This is a genomic window from Pseudomonas sp. DrBHI1 (assembly GCF_002205115.1).
In the GTDB taxonomy this organism is placed as follows: Bacteria; Pseudomonadota; Gammaproteobacteria; order Pseudomonadales; family Pseudomonadaceae; genus Aquipseudomonas; species Aquipseudomonas mosselii.
This window is the reverse complement of sequence record NZ_NIBE01000135.1, coordinates 26,818-44,774: the sequence shown is the minus strand read 5'-3', so window position 1 is coordinate 44,774 and position 17,957 is coordinate 26,818. Positions and strand designations below refer to the sequence as shown.

Annotated in this window: 18 protein-coding genes; 6 read left to right on the top strand and 12 right to left on the bottom strand. The window is 66.2% G+C overall.

Annotated elements, in window-relative coordinates; translation table 11 throughout:
* Positions 1–145: 145 nt before the first annotated feature.
* A complete protein-coding gene (alkB, locus tag CC207_RS25025) occupies positions 146–790 on the top strand; it encodes a DNA oxidative demethylase AlkB (protein ID WP_088852938.1) in 645 nt (214 codons plus the stop codon).
* Positions 791–799: 9 nt separating this feature from the next.
* Here the strand turns inward: alkB and CC207_RS25020 are convergent, their stop codons facing one another.
* The 10 genes from CC207_RS25020 to CC207_RS24975 form a co-directional block, all read right to left on the bottom strand.
* Positions 800–1,720, bottom strand: a complete 921-nt coding sequence (locus tag CC207_RS25020; protein ID WP_051555736.1) for a LysR family transcriptional regulator — start codon at positions 1,718–1,720, stop codon at positions 800–802.
* 99 nt (positions 1,721–1,819) lie between these two features.
* Positions 1,820–2,776, bottom strand: a complete 957-nt coding sequence (locus CC207_RS25015; protein WP_062361202.1) for a peptidylprolyl isomerase — start codon at positions 2,774–2,776, stop codon at positions 1,820–1,822.
* Positions 2,773–3,249: a YbjN domain-containing protein gene (locus CC207_RS25010; RefSeq protein ID WP_062361204.1), complete on the bottom strand. Its 477-nt coding sequence runs from the start codon at positions 3,247–3,249 to the stop codon at positions 2,773–2,775. The genes CC207_RS25015 and CC207_RS25010 overlap by 4 nt, the downstream gene beginning before the upstream one ends.
* A 28-nt stretch (positions 3,250–3,277) precedes the next feature.
* Entirely contained in the window at positions 3,278–3,925 is a 648-nt protein-coding gene (locus CC207_RS25005) for a hypothetical protein (protein WP_028692165.1), read from the bottom strand.
* Positions 3,926–3,940: 15 nt separating this feature from the next.
* Positions 3,941–5,641 carry a putative porin gene (locus tag CC207_RS25000; RefSeq protein WP_088852937.1) on the bottom strand — a complete coding sequence of 567 codons (1,701 nt, stop codon included), beginning with the start codon at positions 5,639–5,641 and terminating at the stop codon, positions 3,941–3,943.
* 38 nt (positions 5,642–5,679) lie between these two features.
* Positions 5,680–6,354 (bottom strand): energy transducer TonB, encoded by a 675-nt coding sequence (locus CC207_RS24995; RefSeq protein WP_178080994.1) that lies wholly within the window; start codon positions 6,352–6,354, stop codon positions 5,680–5,682.
* Between the two features lie 8 nt (positions 6,355–6,362).
* The gene (locus CC207_RS24990; protein WP_028692168.1) at positions 6,363–6,788 is read right to left on the bottom strand and encodes a biopolymer transporter ExbD; all 426 of its coding nucleotides are present in this window, start codon (positions 6,786–6,788) and stop codon (positions 6,363–6,365) included.
* A 10-nt stretch (positions 6,789–6,798) separates the two neighbouring features.
* Positions 6,799–8,604 carry a DUF2341 domain-containing protein gene (locus tag CC207_RS24985; protein ID WP_088852936.1) on the bottom strand — a complete coding sequence of 602 codons (1,806 nt, stop codon included), beginning with the start codon at positions 8,602–8,604 and terminating at the stop codon, positions 6,799–6,801.
* Between the two features lie 32 nt (positions 8,605–8,636).
* Positions 8,637–10,187, bottom strand: a complete 1,551-nt coding sequence (locus tag CC207_RS24980) for a ShlB/FhaC/HecB family hemolysin secretion/activation protein (protein WP_232108915.1) — start codon at positions 10,185–10,187, stop codon at positions 8,637–8,639.
* Positions 10,188–10,252: 65 nt separating this feature from the next.
* Entirely contained in the window at positions 10,253–10,861 is a 609-nt protein-coding gene (locus CC207_RS24975) for a transposase (RefSeq protein WP_028692171.1), read from the bottom strand.
* Between the two features lie 246 nt (positions 10,862–11,107).
* On the opposite strand from CC207_RS24975, the gene CC207_RS24970 reads away from it, so the two are divergent.
* Complete coding sequence (locus tag CC207_RS24970) at positions 11,108–11,836, top strand: thioredoxin family protein (RefSeq protein WP_028692172.1); 729 nt, start codon at positions 11,108–11,110, stop codon at positions 11,834–11,836.
* A 17-nt stretch (positions 11,837–11,853) separates the two neighbouring features.
* Here the strand turns inward: CC207_RS24970 and CC207_RS24965 are convergent, their stop codons facing one another.
* Positions 11,854–12,735 (bottom strand): LysR substrate-binding domain-containing protein, encoded by an 882-nt coding sequence (locus CC207_RS24965; protein WP_028692173.1) that lies wholly within the window; start codon positions 12,733–12,735, stop codon positions 11,854–11,856.
* 159 nt (positions 12,736–12,894) lie between these two features.
* On the opposite strand from CC207_RS24965, the gene CC207_RS24960 reads away from it, so the two are divergent.
* Complete coding sequence (locus CC207_RS24960) at positions 12,895–13,539, top strand: ankyrin repeat domain-containing protein (RefSeq protein ID WP_088852941.1); 645 nt, start codon at positions 12,895–12,897, stop codon at positions 13,537–13,539.
* A gap of 50 nt (positions 13,540–13,589) precedes the next feature.
* Here the strand turns inward: CC207_RS24960 and pobA are convergent, their stop codons facing one another.
* Positions 13,590–14,777 carry a 4-hydroxybenzoate 3-monooxygenase gene (gene pobA / locus CC207_RS24955; RefSeq protein ID WP_088852933.1) on the bottom strand — a complete coding sequence of 396 codons (1,188 nt, stop codon included), beginning with the start codon at positions 14,775–14,777 and terminating at the stop codon, positions 13,590–13,592.
* Positions 14,778–14,943: 166 nt separating this feature from the next.
* On the opposite strand from pobA, the gene CC207_RS24950 reads away from it, so the two are divergent.
* From CC207_RS24950 to CC207_RS24940, 3 genes are all read left to right on the top strand, one after another.
* Positions 14,944–15,816, top strand: a complete 873-nt coding sequence (locus tag CC207_RS24950; RefSeq protein ID WP_028692176.1) for a helix-turn-helix domain-containing protein — start codon at positions 14,944–14,946, stop codon at positions 15,814–15,816.
* A 221-nt stretch (positions 15,817–16,037) separates the two neighbouring features.
* Complete coding sequence (locus CC207_RS24945; RefSeq protein WP_028692177.1) at positions 16,038–16,439, top strand: MerR family DNA-binding transcriptional regulator; 402 nt, start codon at positions 16,038–16,040, stop codon at positions 16,437–16,439.
* A 20-nt stretch (positions 16,440–16,459) separates the two neighbouring features.
* Complete coding sequence (locus tag CC207_RS24940; protein WP_088852932.1) at positions 16,460–17,359, top strand: hydroxymethylglutaryl-CoA lyase; 900 nt, start codon at positions 16,460–16,462, stop codon at positions 17,357–17,359.
* Positions 17,360–17,957: the final 598 nt, after the last annotated feature.

Below are 17,957 nucleotides of genomic sequence, written 5' to 3'. Positions count from 1 at the left end.
AACAACAACAACAACAACAACAACAACCCACAAACCTTTAAACACAATACGCCACCAGAGTTAAAACACTCAAAACCATACGAGATCCCCACACCCGCCAGCGCGAGCTACAATACCCCCTCCCCAGGCCTCCCCCAAGCCAACCATGATCCAGTCCAACCTCGACCTCTTCGCCCCCCACCCCCAGCGCCTGGCCCTCCAGACAACGCTGCTGCCCGGCTTCGCCCTGCCCGACCTCGAACCCCTGCTGGACGCCCTGCGCCCCGTGCTCCGCGCAGCACCATTTCGCCATATGCAAACCCCCGGCGGCCTGCGCATGGCCGTGGCCCTGACCAACTGCGGCTCACTGGGCTGGATCAGCGACGAAAACGGCTACCGCTATACCCCCATTGACCCTGTCAGCGCAAAACCCTGGCCCGCCCTGCCCCAGGTACTCATCGACCTGGCCACCCGAGCCGCCGCACTGGCAGGCTTCGAAGGCTTCATACCGGACGCCTGCCTGGTCAACCATTACCTGCCCGGCACCCGTCTGAGCCTGCACCAGGACCGCGACGAACAAGACTACGGACAACCGATCGTCTCGATCTCACTGGGTCTGCCAGCGGTATTCCTGTTCGGCGGCCTGCAGCGCTCGGACCGTCCCCAGCGCATCCCGCTGAATCACGGTGACGTGCTGGTGTGGGGCGGCAAAGACCGTCTGCGCTTTCATGGCGTGATGCCGATCAAACCTGGCGTTCACCCACGCATGGGCGAGCGACGAATCAACCTCACCCTGCGCAAGGCAGGATGAGTTCGGCAGCTACGGACTACAGAACCACTCGCGCCGTTCGTCGAAAGCAGCCCGGATCGCCCCCACCATCACCTGCACCAGCGGGTCGGCCTCGGTCTGGCCGTTGACCGCCAGCCACACCCGCCGCCGCATCGGTTCGCGGAACAGGCCCGGCAAGGCCAGCAATCCACGGTCCAGGTGCGTCGCATAGTGCGGCAACAAGCCGACGCTGGCGCTGCATTTGATCAGCTGGCAGTACATCTCGTAGTCCTGGATCTGCGTCACCCCGGCCGTACGGGTGCGCAGCAGCGCCTGCCAGGGCATCAGCGCCTGCACGCCAGCTTCGCCCTGCCATTGCACCAGCATGTAGTCCTGCAGGTCCGCCAGGCTGGTCGGCCGGTTGGCCTCACGGGCATAGCGCTTGGCGATATGCGGCAGGTACTCGAGGGTGGCCAGAGCCTCGGGGGCCGCACCGGCAAAACTGCCAGCATGGGCGCCGTGGCTGGCATCACCCAGCCACAGGGCGACATCGGCAACCTGCTCGGGCGCCTGGCGACCGTCAAGGGTGGCCACCTCCAGACGCATGCCGGCATGCTGGCGCACGAAGTTGATCAGGTTGCGACCCAGCAGGTCCTGCAGCAGCGGCTCGGCCACGGCCAAGCGCACGCTCGCGCTTTGCTCTCGCGGCAGCGGCACGACCGGCTCGCGCGCCTGGAGTATCAGCAGCAGGCGTTCACCCTGCTGGCTGAGCACCGGGTTATTGTTGCGGTTGACGAACAGGCTGTAGCCCAGGCGCGCCTCCAGCGCCGCCAGGCGTTTGCGCAGGGCCACCGGTTTGAGATTAAGCCGCCGCGCCGCCTGCATGAAACAGCCGCAGCGCGCGGTGACCAGGAAACAGTTCAGGGTCTGTTCGTCCAGGGCCAACGGCACCTGGGGACGAACGACAGGCATGGCGGTATCCGGGGCTCGCCCCGGGGACAGATCGATCGGCATCCCTCGCCTCCCACGGGCCCGCCTGGGCAGGCCCGGCTCTTCCATGGTTGTTGGCGACTAGCGGCTGCTTTCCAGGACCTGGTTCAGCGCCGCGCCATCGATGCTCAGGGTGGCCGTGTCGAACATCCCCTCGACATAGGCCTTGGCCACCTGCTCCTGGCGCTGGGCGCGCAGCAATTCGCGCAAACGTGGCGCCACCTCCTCGAAGGTCGCTGCCCTGGCGGGCTGCTGCTCGACCAGCTTGATGATGTGGTAGCCCGCTACACTCTGCACCGGGTCGCTGACCGTGCCCACCTTCAGCTTGGGCACCACCCCGCGAACCTCGGGCAGCAATTGCGCCAGGGCCTGCAGTCCGGTGTCGCCGCCGGCGGAGGCCGTGCCGGCATCCTGGGAGTGTTCACGGGCGAGCGCGGCAAAGTCCGCATCCGCAGCCTGGGCCTGTTTGGCCAGCGTCTGGGCCTGTTTGCGCACGGCCTCGTCGTCCCTGGGATTTTCCACCCGCAGGAAGATCTGGCTCAGGCGGTAGCGCACCGGCAGTTGCAACCCGGCCTTGCCCGCCTCATAGGCCTGCTTGAGCTCAGCCTCGCTGGGGTAATCGTCAGGCACCTTGCTCACCGAGTTCAGGTAGTCGCGCAGGACGATCTGCTCGGTGGCCGCGCGGGTCTGCACCTGGATTTCCGGGCGCTGCAACCAGCCCTGGGCCTCGGCCTGCTGGTAGAGAGCCTTTTCCGCCAGGCGGGCGCGGATCCAGGCCTCCAATGCCGGTCGGTCGCCGCGCAGGCTGGCCCGGGCTTCCTCGGGCAACTGGGCGAACAGCGCCTTGAGTTCGCCACTGCCAACCTGCTGCTCGCCCAGGCGCGCCAATACCGGGCCCTTGTCGGCCGCCACCAGGGCGGCTGGCGACGCTGGACGCGCCGCCGCCACCGGCTCGTCGCCCGGGCGCAAGGCCAGGGCAACCGCCACCGCGACAATGGCCAGCGCGCCGGCGCCGGCCCAGAAAGTGCGCGCCGTCACGAGGCGCGCTCTTCGTCATGGGCGACCTGGGTTTGTTGCTGGCCGGCCACGTTACGGCTGTAGTCGCGCAGGTAGACGATCAGTTCCTGCAGCAATCGATCCCACAGCACCAGGCTGCCCAGCAAATGCTGCTGACTGACGCCATCGGCGACCACCACATCCTGCTCCATCACCAGGAACTCGCCCTGCACCGACAGCCGGGCGAAGCGGCGGCTGGCGTTCCAGTGCTCGGCCAGGCCCGCCGGCAGCTCGCCCTGGATACGCAGGGCGCAGCTGAAGGTGAAGTCGAGGAACTCGCCTTCCTTGCCCGCGGCCCGGTTGCCGAAACGTACGGCATAACCCACGCCCTGGCTGGCGCTGAGCAACTGCACCACGGCGTTCTGCTCGGTGCGGTTGACCCGGCAGCCGGCATCCTGCAGCAACTGGGTCAGGGAGTCGGCGCTAACGGTTTCGATCAGGGTCACTTCGGTCATGTGCTTACTTCCTTGCGTTGAGAAAACGTCAATGGGGCACGCCCTTGGGGGCGTCGAACTGGCTTTCGTAAAGCTTGTCGCCATAGGCCTGGGCCAGCTCCTCGAACTTGACCCGGGCACCACCGGCGAAGGGCTGGCGCATCTTCATGACATCGGCGATATCGACCTTCTCGTAGGCGGCCAGCATCTCCTTGGCCACCCCGTACATCTGCTGGTTGCGGGCCTGGCATTGCTGCACCTGGCTGTCACGCTCGCCCAGTTGCGCCTGCAGGGTGGCGCGCTCGCTTTCCTTGGCGCGCGCCATCGCCAGCAGCTCGTCATAGGCCTGCTTGTACTTGTGCAGTTGTTCGTTGCTGCTGGCCACCAGCGCCTGGGCCTGGCTGTGCACGGCCTGTTGCTGGCCAGCCAGTTGCTCGCTCTGGCCGCGAGCCTTGGCCAGTTGCGCGGTCAGTTCGCGTACCTGGCCTTGAGCCGCGTCGCGCTGCTGCTCGGCCGCCTGGCGGGCGGCGCTGGCCTGGGCTTGCTCGCTCTGCAGGGCCTGCAGCTGTTGCGTGGTGCTGCGCAGTTGGGTGCGCAGACGTTCCTCGAGGGTTTCGGCCGACGCCGAGGCCGCCAGGCTTGCGCCCAGGGCCAGCATCAACCAGGCGCAGCGGTGGCGATAAGCTCCCTTGTTCATGCCCGTGCTCCTTCCCTAGAACCGAGTGTTGACTTCAAGTTGTAGCACATCGATGTCAAACGGCGCGCCGTAGACTGCCTCGCTGCTCAACCAACGGGCTGTAGCGTAGACGTTGTCGGCCAGGCCGTAGTTGCCACCGAGGAAATAACCCTTGGCGTTGGTGCCGCCGAGGTGGAAGCTCGAGTCGTTGAAGCCGTCCGGCAGCGCGTCGGGCTCGATGCGCTTGTAGCCGGCGAACAGGTTCCAGTCGCCGGCCTTGCGCATGTCCAGGGCGTTGCCCAGGGTGAACTGGAGCATCCAGGCATCGCCGCCGCTCTTGAGGTTGCCGTTCTCGTCGACGTTGTTGGCCAGTTGTCCCGCCGAACGCTTGCGCATGTCGCCCTCGTCGTAGGCCAGGTTGTGGACGTAGTTGGCCTGGCTGCGCAGCTTGAAGTCATGGGGCAGGTCGGCGTCCCACACCAGGTTCAAATCGAGCAGCTCGAACTCCGAGGCAATGCCGACGAATTGCGGCTGCGGCGTGGCCGCCGGGTTGGCCGGATTCGGCGTGATGTCGCGGAGCAGGAACACGGTGTTGCCCTTCTGCATGAAGGTCGGCCGGGATTCGTCGCTGTCGCAGCCCGGCTGGCCATCCCACGGGGCGCAAGGGGTGGAGCGCTCGCCGGCGATATCGTCGAAGCGGTAATAGGCCATCGCGCCCTTGAGTCGATTGCTGTCGTTGAGCGCCCATTTCGCGCCCAACTGCGCGCCGTACAGCCACTTGTTGTCGCTGTCTTCCTTATCCAGGCCGTTGCTGGTGGCGTTGTCGTCGCTGTATTGCACAGGGAATGCGCCGACGGTGCCGAACAGGCTGAGGTCGCGGCCCAGCGACTGGTCGAACAGCGCCGCCACGCCATCGAAGTTGAGGTCGTGGGAATACAGGATGTCGGTGGACATGAACGGGTTGGCGATCCGCCCGCCGGTCAGCGTCAGGCGCTCGCTCGGCGTCCAGGTGACGTAGCCCTGGTCGAGCCAGATATCCTTCTTGCCGAAGCCGCCACCAAGGTTCTGGGTGGTCGAGACCGGGTTGTTGTTGGAGCCGGTGGCGACGCGGATGCCAGCCACCCAGTTCTCCGCCAGCTGCGCCTTGAGGCCGAAGCGCGCCCGCAGGCGCAGGAGGCTGTCGCGATCCTCGCGGGTGTTGAGCAACGGAGGCAGGCTTGAGCTGCTGTTGGGGTTGACGTCGTAGGGGCCCTTTTCATTGAGCTTGGCGAAATCGACGATCTCGTTGCTGTTGCCATCGGCATAGGAACGCGACTCGTAGCGCAAACGCAGATCGCCGTCGAAGCTGATGCGTGAGGCCCAGTCAGGGAAGGTGTTGGGCGCGGCCCAGTTTTCCTGCTTGGCGGTGCTCATCACCTCCGCCTTGATCTCGTCGCGGATCTGCTGGCGGACGATGGCCGGCACGTATTGCACGCGCACCTCACCGTTGGCGGCCGGGGCCTGGGCGACAATCGGCGCGCCGCTGGCGGCGACCCGCGCCTGCTGAGCTTCGCGTTCGGCCTGGGCGATCAGCGCGTCGGCCTTGTCCTGCTTGAGCACGCCCTGCTCCACCAGCAGGCGGATCAGGTTGACGGTCGCGTTCTCCGACGGCGCGGCGTGGGCGACGGTCGGACCGACCGCGGTGGCGGCGGCCAGCAGGCCGAGCGCCAGGGTCAATCGGTTGACTGGGCACTTCATGGGTTTGCAGCTCCTGTGGGTCAGTCGTGCTTCGTTGTTCATGGCCGGCGCCCCTGCAGGGCGATCTTCACCGGCAAGGTCAGGTTGGCGGGCGGGCGCTGGTCGAGGGCGCGGGCGCCGCGCAGGGCGGCGAGCACCTGGGCGTCCACCTCCGGCTCGCCGCTGCCGCGCAGCAGCTCGACACGGGTGATCTCGCCCGCGGCGCTGAGCCAGATCTCGGCCTGCAGGTTGAACACCAGGTTGCGCAGCTCGGGGTTGTCGCGCAGCAGGCGCTGGAAGGCGTAGGCCAGGTACTGGCTGTAGGTGCCGCTGCCCAGCCCCCCTCCGCCGCCACCGGCCATGCCGCCGCCCTTGCCGGCGCCGACGTTGAAGCTGTCGCCGCCCGCTTGCGCGTCGCCGTCCATCTGCATCGGCTCGGCCAGGTCCTGGGCCGGATCGGGCGCCTCCTCGGCGGGCTTGACCTCTTCGGCCTCGGGCACCGGCTGCGGCTCGACGATCTTCTCCTCGACCGGCGGCTCGGGCTCCTTGGGCGGCTCGGGCGGTGGTGGCGGCGGCGGTGGCGGCAGCGGGATGATCGCCGGCACCTTGGGCGCTTCGCGGCGCACCCCGGCCATGTCGTTGGCCCACTGCCACAGCAGCCAGGCCAGGCCAGCGCCAGCAACGGCGAGCACGGCCCAGGTCAGCAGGCGGCGGGGGTTGACTGTACGTTCCATGGCTGCCCTCACCCCTGGTTCGGCTTGCCGGTAACCAGCCCGACCTGGGCCAGTTCGAGACGGCGCAGCAGGTCGAGCACCTCGACCACCTTCTGGTACTGCACGCCCGCGTCGCCGCGCACGATCAGCGGGAAGTCGGGGTTGCGCGCCTTCTCGCTGCGCAGGCGGTCCTCCAGCTCCTGCAGCGTCACCGGATAGGCGTCGAGAAACACCTGGCCGGCGTCGTTGATCGAGATCGCCTTGGTCTTGGGCTGGGCCAGCGACACCGTGGCGCTGGCCTTGGGCAGCTGCACCTGGATCCCGGAAACCTGCGCAGTGGCGGTGAGGATGAACATCACCAGTACCACCATCAGCACGTCCACCAGCGGGGTGATGTTGATGCTGTCGACCGCGGCGTCGGTGTCGTCGTCATGGGCGTTGTTCACGGATGCCATGGCTGTGCCCTCACGCCGGAACCGACGGGTTGACGCTGCGCCCGGTCGGGCGCTGCGCCGCTTCACCGGCCTGGCCCTCGCCGTGCAGCTCGGCCAGGCGGGTGATGAACTCGTCGACGAATACCCGCATGTCGGCGCTGACCTCGCGGTTGCGCGTGGTCAGGCGGTTGTAGCCGAACAGCGCGGGGATGGCGACGAACAAGCCCATGGCGGTGGCCAGCAGCGCCGCGGCCATGCCCGGGGCGATGGCATTGATGTTGACGTCGCCGGCCATGGCGGTGCCGAGGAACACCACCATGATCCCCAGCACCGTGCCCAGCAGGCCGATGTAGGGGCCGCCGGCAATGGCGTTGGACAGGGTCGACAGCTTCGATGACAACGCCTGGTTCTCGCGGGTGCGCACGCCGTCCATGGAGCAGCGGATGGCCTCGATGGTGGCCGCGGACACTTCGCGGGTGTCGGCGCCCTGGGCGCGGCGGGTGCGCAGTTCCTGCACGGCCACCAGGTACAGGCGCCACAGCGAGGAGTCGGTGAGCCGCCCATGCAGGTCCTGATCGTCGGCGAACTGCTCCAGGCGCGTGCCGACCGTGGCGAACCGCTCGCGAAAGCGGGTGTTGGCGGCGGTGACGCGACTGAGGGTGCGCTGCTTGCGCAGCATGATCACCCACGACTGCACCATCATCAGCACTAGGATGGCGATGATCACCCAGGCGTCCACCGGCACCGCCTTGAGCAGGAAGCCCAGGCCGCCGAAGCCGAAGCCCGACTGTTCCTCGTCGACGCCGTACACCACCAGGCGCGACTCGGCGCCCTGGGCCAGCACGTCGGCCTGCAGGCCTGCCTGGCTGCGGGCCACGCGCGACAGGCGCAGTTCGTCCAGGGCGCCGACAAAAGGCGCGAACTGGCTGGTCACCTCGCCTTCGGGCGGCGGCAGGTCACCACCAATGCCGACGGCACCGTTGAAGGCCGCCAGACTGGCGGCCAGGCGGGCCACCGGCTGGCCTTCGAGCAACAGGCTCAGGTTGCCGCCCTCGCCCACCAATGCCAGGTTTTGCCACTGACCGGCGCTCACGGCCTGGCTGGCGCTGGCGCGCTGGCCGTCAACCTCGACGAAAGGCACGCCCTGGGCCAGGCCCAGCAACAGGCTGTGGCCGGCCTCGCGACGGGCCAGCAGCAGTTGCTCGCCCACCGCCTGATCCTGGCGCAGCCAGGTGCTGAAAGTGAACGCCGCGCCCGCCGGCAGTTGCAGCGAGGCGCTGGCCGGCAGTTGCAGGCCCTGGCCACCGAGCTGAATGGCCCGGCCGATCACGCCGTCGACGCTCACCGTCGGCCCTTGCAGCTGATTGCCATAGGGGCTGGCGTCGCGGGCGGTGGCACCGTCGAAGTGGTAGAGCGCGGTGTAGTCGGCGTCGAAGCTGGGCTGGCCAGCAGGCGCCTGGGCTTTCGGGTTGCCGTAGTACATCCACAGCTCCTGGCGCTGGCCCGCTTCTATGCGTGGCACATCCACCCAGATCAGCGCCATGCCCATCAGCGGATCGAACTGCTCGACATGGTGGTTGAGCACGGTCTTGTCATCGGCGCTGACGAAGCGGATGTCGGCGCCGGTCTCGCTGACGCCGTCGAAGCTGAAGTTGCCGGTGTGCAGGCGCACCAGCAGCGCGGTGCGGCCCAGCGCCTGGGTCAGTCCGGCGCCCTGGGGCGTGGTGTCCACGGCGATCTGCTTGCGGTACATCCAGTCGTCCTGCCACCAGGCGCTGGCGCTGCCCGGCAGGGCGAAGCCCAGGCACAGCAGCAAGGTCAATATCAGGCGTTGCATGAGAGGTCTCCAGGTCGATGCCGGTCAATGAGTCAGAAGGTCGCCTGCACACTGAAGTGCACACGGGAAGCGTTCTTGTCGGTGTTGGGGCCGTCCTTGAGCGGCACGGCCCAGTCGACGCTGCCGGACAGCCAGTCGTTGAGCGTGGCGCGGGTGCCGATGCCGGCACTGGCCAGGCTGTAGCGGTCGTCCTGCTCGGGCAGCGCGTCCTGCAGGCGCAGCTGGGCGCCTTCGGCGAACAGATAGAAGCGCCAATCGCTGATGTAGCTGCCGACATAGCGGCCGATGGATGGGGTGCGCAGCTCCTGGGAGAACAGCAGGCCGTCGTCCCCGGTACGCTCGGCGGCCAGGTAACCGCGCACCGAAGTGGCACCGCCGGCGGCGAACTGCTCGTTGGACACCAGCGGCCCCGAGGCCAGCTGGAAGGCCAGCTTCGAGGCGCTCTGCCAGGAGCCTGCGAAGTCGAAGGTGTAGCTGCCGTCGCCCTTGAGCGCGGCGAAGCTGGAATCGGCGCGGTAGCGCTTGTAGTCGAACTCGGCGTCGTCGCTGCCGTAGCCCAGCAGGCTGCGGGTGCCGGCCACCAGGCTCAGGCCCAGGCTCAGCTGGTCCTGCTCGGTGAAGCGGTAGCCGGTGTAGCCCAGGGTGATGGGGGCGTACTTGAGTGGTACCTTGTCGCTGCTGGCGCCCAGGCCGACCTGCTCGTCGAAGTCCTTGAAGTCCACGCCGATCGACAGGGCGTTGGCCCAGGCGCCGACGCCCGGCAGGTTGTAGATTGCCGAAACACCATAGGAATGGCCCTTGCCCAGGACGTTGGTGCCGCCCACCGTGGCGACGTTGCTGTCGGAGTGGTAGCCGGAGAACTGCACGGTCCAGCGCTCGTTCAGGGGTGCGGCGTAGGAGCCGGACCAGACTTCGGCATTGTCACGGTCCTGGGGCGCGGTGAACCAGGTCAGCGAGACGCTGTGGCCGGCCTGCCAGAGGTTGTTGTAGCCCAGGCTGATGACGCTGCGCAGCTTCTCGGTGTCGGCGCTGTGATCGTTGTTCAGGCCCAGGCTCAGGTGCCAGGGCTGCTTGTCCTCGACCTGCAGGTCGACATCCATGGTGCCCGGCCGCTGGCCTTCGCGCACCAACGGCATGACCTGCCGGCCCGGGGTGCGGTTGAGCGTGGCCAGTTCGTCCTGCACCTGGGCGAAGTCGGGCACCTTGCCCTCCTCCAGCGCCGGAACCTGTTCACGAATCTCCAGCGGCGAGTAATGCTTGGCGCCCACCACCCGCACCCGCCCGACCTTGGTTTCGCTCACCTGCAGGTAGACCACGCCGCCCTCGACCTTCTGCTCGGGCAGCTCGACGAACACCGACTGGTAGCCACGGGCCTGGTAGCTTTTCTGCAGGGCCTCGCGGGCGCCTTCGAGGTCGGCCAGGGACTTGTCCGGCCCGAGGTAGGGATAGACCGCCTCCTCGATGGCCTGGGCGTCGAGCACCGTATTGCCGCGCACCACGTATTCATTGATCTCGACCCGGCGCTGCGGCTCGTCCGCGGACACGTTGCCCGCCAGCAGGCACGACAGCAGCCCTGCGCCCATGGCGCATCGCTTGAAGAAAAAATGCTCCACACCGCCCCCTTGAGCGCCAGGAATTCGTTGGGTTTCTAGTGGTTTGCGTCAGGCGCGGCCTGACCTTGGTGACGTGCCAGCCAGCTGTGCAGCAAGGCCAGGTTGAGGCTGAACTCGGGCATGGCCTGCAGGCTCGCGCCGAGCACCTCGTCGACCATGCGCTGCAGCAGCGACACGGCCATGGCGCTGCCCAGCAGCACGCCGAGGTCATGACTGAACAGGCTGAAGTTCCACACCCGCGATTTCAGTTCCAGGCCGGCGAACCAGCGGAACAGCAGGTTGTAGTTGAGCTGCTCGTAGAGCTGCTTCTCGCTGGGCACCGAATACAGCAACTGCAGCAGCAGCACGTGCATCAGTGTGTGCGGGGCGATGATCATGCCCTGCTGCTCGGCCAGCAGCGCCAGCGCAGCCTGGTGCTCATCCAGCAAGGCTTCGATACGCGGCTTGAGCAGCGCCAGCGAATGCCCAGGCGGCACGCAGCTGGCCACCTCGCGCAGGGCGCCCTGCCAGTCTTCCTGGGAGACGATCCATACCCACGGCGCGCCGTAGCGATAGACCGAGACCGGCTGCTTGCGCGCCGCCTCGACGATCTTCGCCAGGCGCTGGTCGAGCTCCTGCATTCCCACTTTCGTGTAGCGTTCCATAGTCCCCATCGCCCCGCTCCCAGGCCGTTCCCCAAGGCTCGACCGGCCTGATGGCCAGATGCCTTGCCGGTATCCATGGCTTTGACGGGGGTGGCGCTTTGCTACCGACGTTTTGTCATGAAAGGTTCATCAGGGAGACTGCATCGAGGGGGCGGAGCAACCATTGGTCGGCAACGGAAAATCCAGCGTCGAATGTCCGCGCTGCCATTCGACCACTCGGTGAACCCCCAGCGTGGAGTCACGCCCATGAGCCATTCCACCCCCAAGCATGCCGTGGTCACGCGCAGCCAATGGCTCGCCGCCCGCCGGCAACTCTGGTTGCACGAGAAAGCCTTTACCCATCAACGCGATGAACTTGCCGCTGCCCGCCGCGCCTTGCCCTGGGTGCAGGTGGAGCAGGACTATCGTTTCCAGGGCCCACACGGTGAGCTGAGTCTGGCCGAGCTGTTCGCCGGGCGCAGCCAACTGCTGGTCTATCACTTCATGTTCGCCGGGGGCTGGAGCGAAGGCTGCCCGGGCTGCTCCTTCCTCGCCGATCATTTCGACGGCGCCAACCTGCACCTGGCCCACCATGACGTGTCGCTGGTGGCGGTGTCACGGGCACCCTATGGCGAATTCCAGGCGTTCCGCCAGCGCATGGGCTGGCAGTTCCCGTGGTATTCCTCGCACGGCAGCACCTTCAACCAGGACTTCGGGGTCACTGTCGCCACCGATGGCAGCGCCCAGTACAACTACGAGCCCTACAGCGGCGACGAGGCGGAGTTGCCCGGATTGAGCGCGTTCTACCGGGACGCCGACGGCAGCCTGTACCACACCTACTCCACCTATGCCCGAGGGCTGGACATCCTGGTCAATGCCTACAACTTCCTCGACGTGGCCCCCCTGGGGCGCAACGAGGAAGGGACGATGGATTGGGTGCGCCATCATGATCGCTATGACGGGGCCCAAGGCAAGTCACACTGCTGCGGGGACTGATCGTTTCGCTGGTGGTGTCAGATCGCCTGCACCGCCAGCAATTCGGTCAGCACCTCGGCCAGCGCCTTGACCATCGCGTCCGCCGTTGGCCGATGCACGATCACGATTTCGTAGCTGTCCACCTCCGGCAGCCCCTGCCCGGCGCCCAGCACCCGATGCTCGTCGAGCGCCGCCCGCGGGGGCAGCAGGCTGATGCCCATGCCGTCGGCCACCGCCGCCTGGATCCCGCTGAGGCTGGAACTGGTAAAGCTGATGCGCCAGCGCCGGCCCATGCCTTCGATCGCGCTGATCATGTCGTCGCGGTACAGCCCGCGTGGCGGAAAGGTCACCAACGGAATCGGATCGAGCTCGAAGGACGGCGTGCGCGCGCTGTCGATCCACTGCAAACGCTCTGGCCAGCAGGCCACGCCCTCGCGGCTGTTGCGCCGCTGCTTGAGCAGCACCAGGTCGAGTTCACCGTTGTCGTAGGCCTGGCTGAGATCGCGGCACAGGCCGCTGGTGACCTCCAGCTTGACCTGCGGGTGGCGTCGGCTGAACGCGGACAATGCGTTGGTGGTGCGCCCGCCGACGAAATCCTCCGGCACGCCCAGGCGCACGGTGACCCCGACCATCGCCCCGGCCAGGGCTTCAAGCATCTGGTCATTGAGGGCCAGCATGTGCCGGGCGTAACCGAGCAAGGTCTGCCCGGCATCGGTGGGCAACACATCGCGGTTGCCACGCACCAGCAGGCGATGGCCGACCATGTCCTCCAGGCGGCGGACCTTCTGGCTGATGGTCGACTGGGTGGAATGCAGGCGGGCGGCGGCGGTGGTGAAACTGCCGCAATCGGCCACCACGACGATGGCGCGCAGCAGGTCGAGGTCGAACAAGGCCCTATTCGGTTTTACGCTGGAAGACATCTCTGTATTCGACTTCTGAATGACAAGGCTGACTTCTACCATGGGCGCCCAGTGCCGGCAACATGCGCAAATACACTGGATCCCATCCGGATAATTCACTTCTCCTACAACCACAAGGGCCCTACATTCAAGCTTCGTCGCATCAGGATACCGATGACCATGCGCCTGCCGTTCGCCGCCTTGCTGTTGAGCCTGAGCCTTGCCACCCATGCCGAGACCTCAGCCATGAATACCCCCTTGCTCGATGCCGCCCGCCACGGCGACGCCCCTGCCGTGCGCCAGTTGCTCGACCGTGGCGCCCTGCCTGATACCCGCAACGACCAGGGCCAGACTGCGCTGCTGGTGGCCACCCATGCCAACCAGGTGGAGGTGGCCAAGGTGTTGATCGAGGCCGGTGCCGACGTCAACGCCAAGGACAACATCAACGACAGCCCCTACCTGTATGCCGGCGCGCGCGGGCTCAACGACATCCTGCGCCTGACCCTGGCCCATGGCGCCGACCTCAAGAGCACCAACCGCTACGGCGGCACCGCACTGATCCCGGCGGCCGAGCGCGGTCACGTCGAGACCGTGCAACTGCTGATCGAGGCCGGCGTCGACGTCGACCACCTCAACCGCCTGCACTGGACCGCGCTGCTTGAGGCGGTGATCCTTGGCGATGGCGGCCCTCGGTATGTGGAGATCGTGCGCCGGCTGCTGGCGGCCGGAGCAGATCCGCGGATCACCGACAAGGAGGGTGTGACCGCGCTGGAGCACGCCCGCCAGCGCGGATACCGGGAGGTGGTGACGCTCTTGGAGCAGTAGAACCTGGCGCCGCGGCAGGCGATTGGACCGTAAAGCGGTCCCCCGCTGTTCTATTCCACGGCCTCGAACGGCAGCCCAACGTAGTTCTCGGCAATATTGGCAAGGCCGGCCGACGAACCAAGGTAGTACTCGCGGTCGGCCTCCTGCATCTTGCGGTCCCAGTCGTCCTGATGCGCGCCGAAATCATGCAGCAGCCGGGTCATGAACCAGCTGAAACGCTCGCCCTTCCACACCCGCCGCAAGGCCAGCGGCGAGTACTGCGCCAGCAGGTCGGTGCGGCCCTCGCGGTACACCTTGACCAGGATCCGATACAGGTAGTTGACGTCCGACGCCGCCAGGTTCAGCCCCTTGGCGCCGGTGGGCGGGACGATATGGGCGGCGTCGCCCACCAGGAACAACCGGCCATGCTGCATGGGCTCGAGCACATGGCTGCGCAGCGGCGCGATGCTCTTCTCCAGCGCCGGCCCCGTGACCAGCTGCGCGGCCACCTCCGCCGGCAGGCGCGCCTTGAGCTCATCCCAGAAGCGCGCGTCTGGCCAGTCCTCCACCCGCTCCTGCAAAGGCACTTGCAGGTAATAGCGGCTGCGGGTCTGCGAGCGCTGGCTGCACAAGACGAAGCCGCGTTCGTGGTGGGCATAGATCAGCTCGTGGTTGACCGGTGGGGTGTCGGCCAGCAACCCCAGCCAGCCAAACGGATAGACCCGCTCGTACATCTTCAGCACGTCGGCCGGAATGCTCTGGCGCGCCACTCCGTGGAAGCCGTCGCAGCCGGCGATATAGTCGCAATCGACCCGGTGCTGACAACCGTCCTTGTCGAAGGTGAGGTAGGGCCGCTCGCCGTCGATGGCGTGGGGGCGGACATTGTCCGCTGAATAGATGATCGGCGCCCCGCTGGCCTGGCGTGCCTGCATCAGGTCCCGGGTGACCTCGGTCTGACCGTACACCATCACCGTCTTGCCGCCGGTCAGCGCCTTCAGGTCGAGGCGCTGGCGACGGCCATTGACCAACAGTTCAACGCCTTCGTGTACCAGCCCTTCACGGTCCATGCGCTCGGCCACCCCGGCCTCGCGCAGCAGGTCGACCGTGCCTTGCTCGAGCACGCCGGCGCGGATGCGTCCCAACACATAGTCGGGGGTCTGGCGCTCGACGATCAGCGTGTCGATGCCCGCACGCTGCAGCAGCTGGCCCAGCAGCAGGCCGGAGGGGCCGGCGCCGATGATTGCAACCTGAGTCTTCATTGTTGTTGTCTCGCGATGACGATGCCGGCCGGTACTGGCAGTGGCCGCACATCTGCTGTTAGGGTTTGCACCTGTATTTTTACTGGCGAACCTTGGGCGAAACGTGTGATATCTGTGTCAAAAACTGCACTTTTCAAAAATTCGTTCGATTAACGGACAATCCTTCATGCACATCCCGCTCCCCGGCATCCCGCTGTTCCAGCTGTACGGCGAACATCACGCCTGGCCGGACACCGACCTGCTGCACTGCGAGTCGATCCCGGCGCGCAGCCGCCTGCACCATTGGGAAATCAAACCGCATCGGCATGCCGAGCTGTTCCAGCTTCTCTATGTGCAGCGGGGCGAGGCCCAGGTGGAGATCGAGGGCGAGCGCCGGGTGATTCGCGAGGCGGCGATCCAGGTGGTGCCGCCGCTCACCGTGCATGGTTTTCGCTTCAGCGCCGATATCCAGGGGCACGTACTGACCTTCGGCACGGCCCTGGTGGTCGATCTGGAACAGCGCCTCGGCGCTCCCTTGAGCGTACTGACCGCTGCCCGCTGTTACCCGCTGGGCCAGGATCGTCTGCGCCTGCACGGGCTGATCGACACGCTGCAGCAGGAGTATCAAGGCAGCGCGCCGGCACGAGGCCCCCTGCTGCAGGCGCTGGTCACCGCGCTGATGGTCTGGATCCACCGCCAGCAGCAGGCCTTGCCCGCGCGTAACCAGGACGAACGGGACCAGCAGTTGCTGGGGCGTTACCTGCGCCTGGTCGAGGCGCATTACCGCGAGCACCTTGCCGTGGACGACTTCGCCAGCCGGCTGGGCATCACCAGCCTGCAGTTGAACCAGCTGTGCCGAGCGCTGGCCGGGCAATCGGCGTTGCAGGTGATCCACCAGCGCCTGCTGCTCGAGGCACGGCGTAATCTGGCGTATACCCGCATGAGCATCAGCCAGTTGTCCGACAGCCTGGGGTTCAGCGATCCGACCTACTTTGCGCGGTTCTTCAAGCGGCTCGATGGCCGGACGCCCAAGGAATACCGCAGGTCGGTCAATACCTGAAACAAGCCCCACTAGCCTTGCGCGATCCCTGTAGGAGCGGCGCGAAAGGGCTGCAAAGCGGCCCCAGCTTTTTGCAGCGCTACTGATGGTTTGGGGCCGCTACGCGCCCCTTTCGCGACACAAGGCCGCTACCACAGGGGCCCAAACTCCCATGGAGGTCCGCTTGACGTATACGTCAACCTGGCATTAGGTTACTTGCATTCCCTCCCCCGAGCCCAAGCATGAGCAGCCAGACCTACAGCATCTCCGACCTGTCCCGCGAGCTGGACATCACCACCCGCGCCATCCGCTTCTACGAGGAACAGGGCCTGCTCAGCCCCGAGCGCCGTGGCCTGGAGCGCATCTACTCGGCGCGCGACAAGGTCACCCTCAAGCTGATCCTGCGGGGCAAGCGCATCGGCTTCTCGCTGGCCGAGTGCCGGGAACTGATCGAGCTCTACGACCCCACCAGCGGCAACCAGAAGCAGCTCACCAGCATGCTGGCCAAGATCGCCGAACGCCGCGCCCAGCTCGAACAGCAGATGCTCGATATCCAGCAGATGCACCTGGAGCTGGACACCGCCCAGGAGCGCTGCGAGCAGGCCCTGGCCGCCACCCTGAACCCGTCGCACCCCCACCGTTGATCCGCCACAGGAAGCCCGCCATGTCATTGCCCAAGAATGTCCGCCTGGTCGAAGTCGGCCCGCGCGACGGCCTGCAGAACGAAGCCCAGCCCATCAGCGTCGCCGACAAGGTGCGACTGGTGGACGACCTCACCGATGCCGGTCTCGGTTACATCGAGGTGGGCAGTTTCGTCTCGCCCAAGTGGGTGCCGCAGATGGCCGGTTCCGCCGAGGTGTTCGCCGGTATCCGCCAGCGCGAAGGCGTCACCTATGCGGCCCTGGCACCCAACCTGCGCGGTTTCGAGGATGCCCTGGCCGCCGGGGTGAAGGAAGTGGCGGTGTTCGCGGCGGCCTCGGAAGCCTTCTCGCAGCGCAACATCAACTGCTCGATCAGCGACAGCCTCAAACGCTTTGAACCGATCATGGACGCCGCCCGCAGCCAAGGTGTGCGGGTGCGCGGTTATGTGTCCTGCGTGCTCGGCTGCCCCTACGAGGGGCGTATCGGCGCCGAGCAGGTCGCGCCGGTGGCACGTGCCCTTTACGACATGGGCTGCTACGAGGTATCGCTGGGCGACACCATCGGCACCGGCACCGCCGGTGACACCCGCCGCCTGTTCGAAGTGGTCGCGGCCCAGGTACCCCGCGAGCAACTGGCCGGGCACTTCCACGACACCTATGGCCAAGCCCTGGCCAACGTCTATGCCGGCCTGCTGGAGGGCATCAGCGTGTTCGACAGCTCGGTGGCCGGGCTGGGCGGTTGCCCGTACGCCAAGGGTGCCACCGGTAACGTCGCTAGCGAGGACGTGGTGTACCTGTTACAGGGGCTGGGCATCGAGACCGGCATCGACCTGGACAAGCTGATCGCCGCCGGCCTGCGCATCAGCGAAGTGCTGGGGCGCGCCACCGGTTCGCGGGTAGCGCGGGCACGTGGCGTGCGCTGAGTCATACGCGTGTCACACAGATGTGGGCGGAGTGTTACCGCCTACACGCTTGCCAGAAAAAAATCGGGTAACAGGGAAACAATTCGACAGAATTTCACGTGCCACCTTTTGAGGGAAATCCATTAAACCATTGAATTTTAAGGACTTTTAAAAGTTGGCACGCCATCTGCTATATCTTTTGGCATAACAAGAACAAAAAAACGCGATACCCAATAAAAACAACAGTAAACGGCTCTGACATAACAAGAACAACACGGCAGAGGCGTAGCAAGCAGATTTTTTTGGAGTCGACGTGCTTTCCAGGGGGCCGCCCCCGCAGCCTGACACAGAACAATAAAACTACCTCCAAGGTAGCGGCAGTCAAGGTTGGATCACGTTGGATGAACGCAAGTCAGCGCTCAAAAAAATACGTTTGCTCTTGGCCCCGGTTGGGGGCCCCGCAATGCAGAGACAACCGCCGACAAAAACAACAATAGGCTCGTCTCCAATAATAAGAAAAGAGCAGGCAACAACGCTTATGAGGGGAGCTTCGGCTCCCCTCAGTGCTTCCTGCCCTCCTCGTTCTCACCGCCCTTCTTCTCCCGTACCTCGCCCTCGA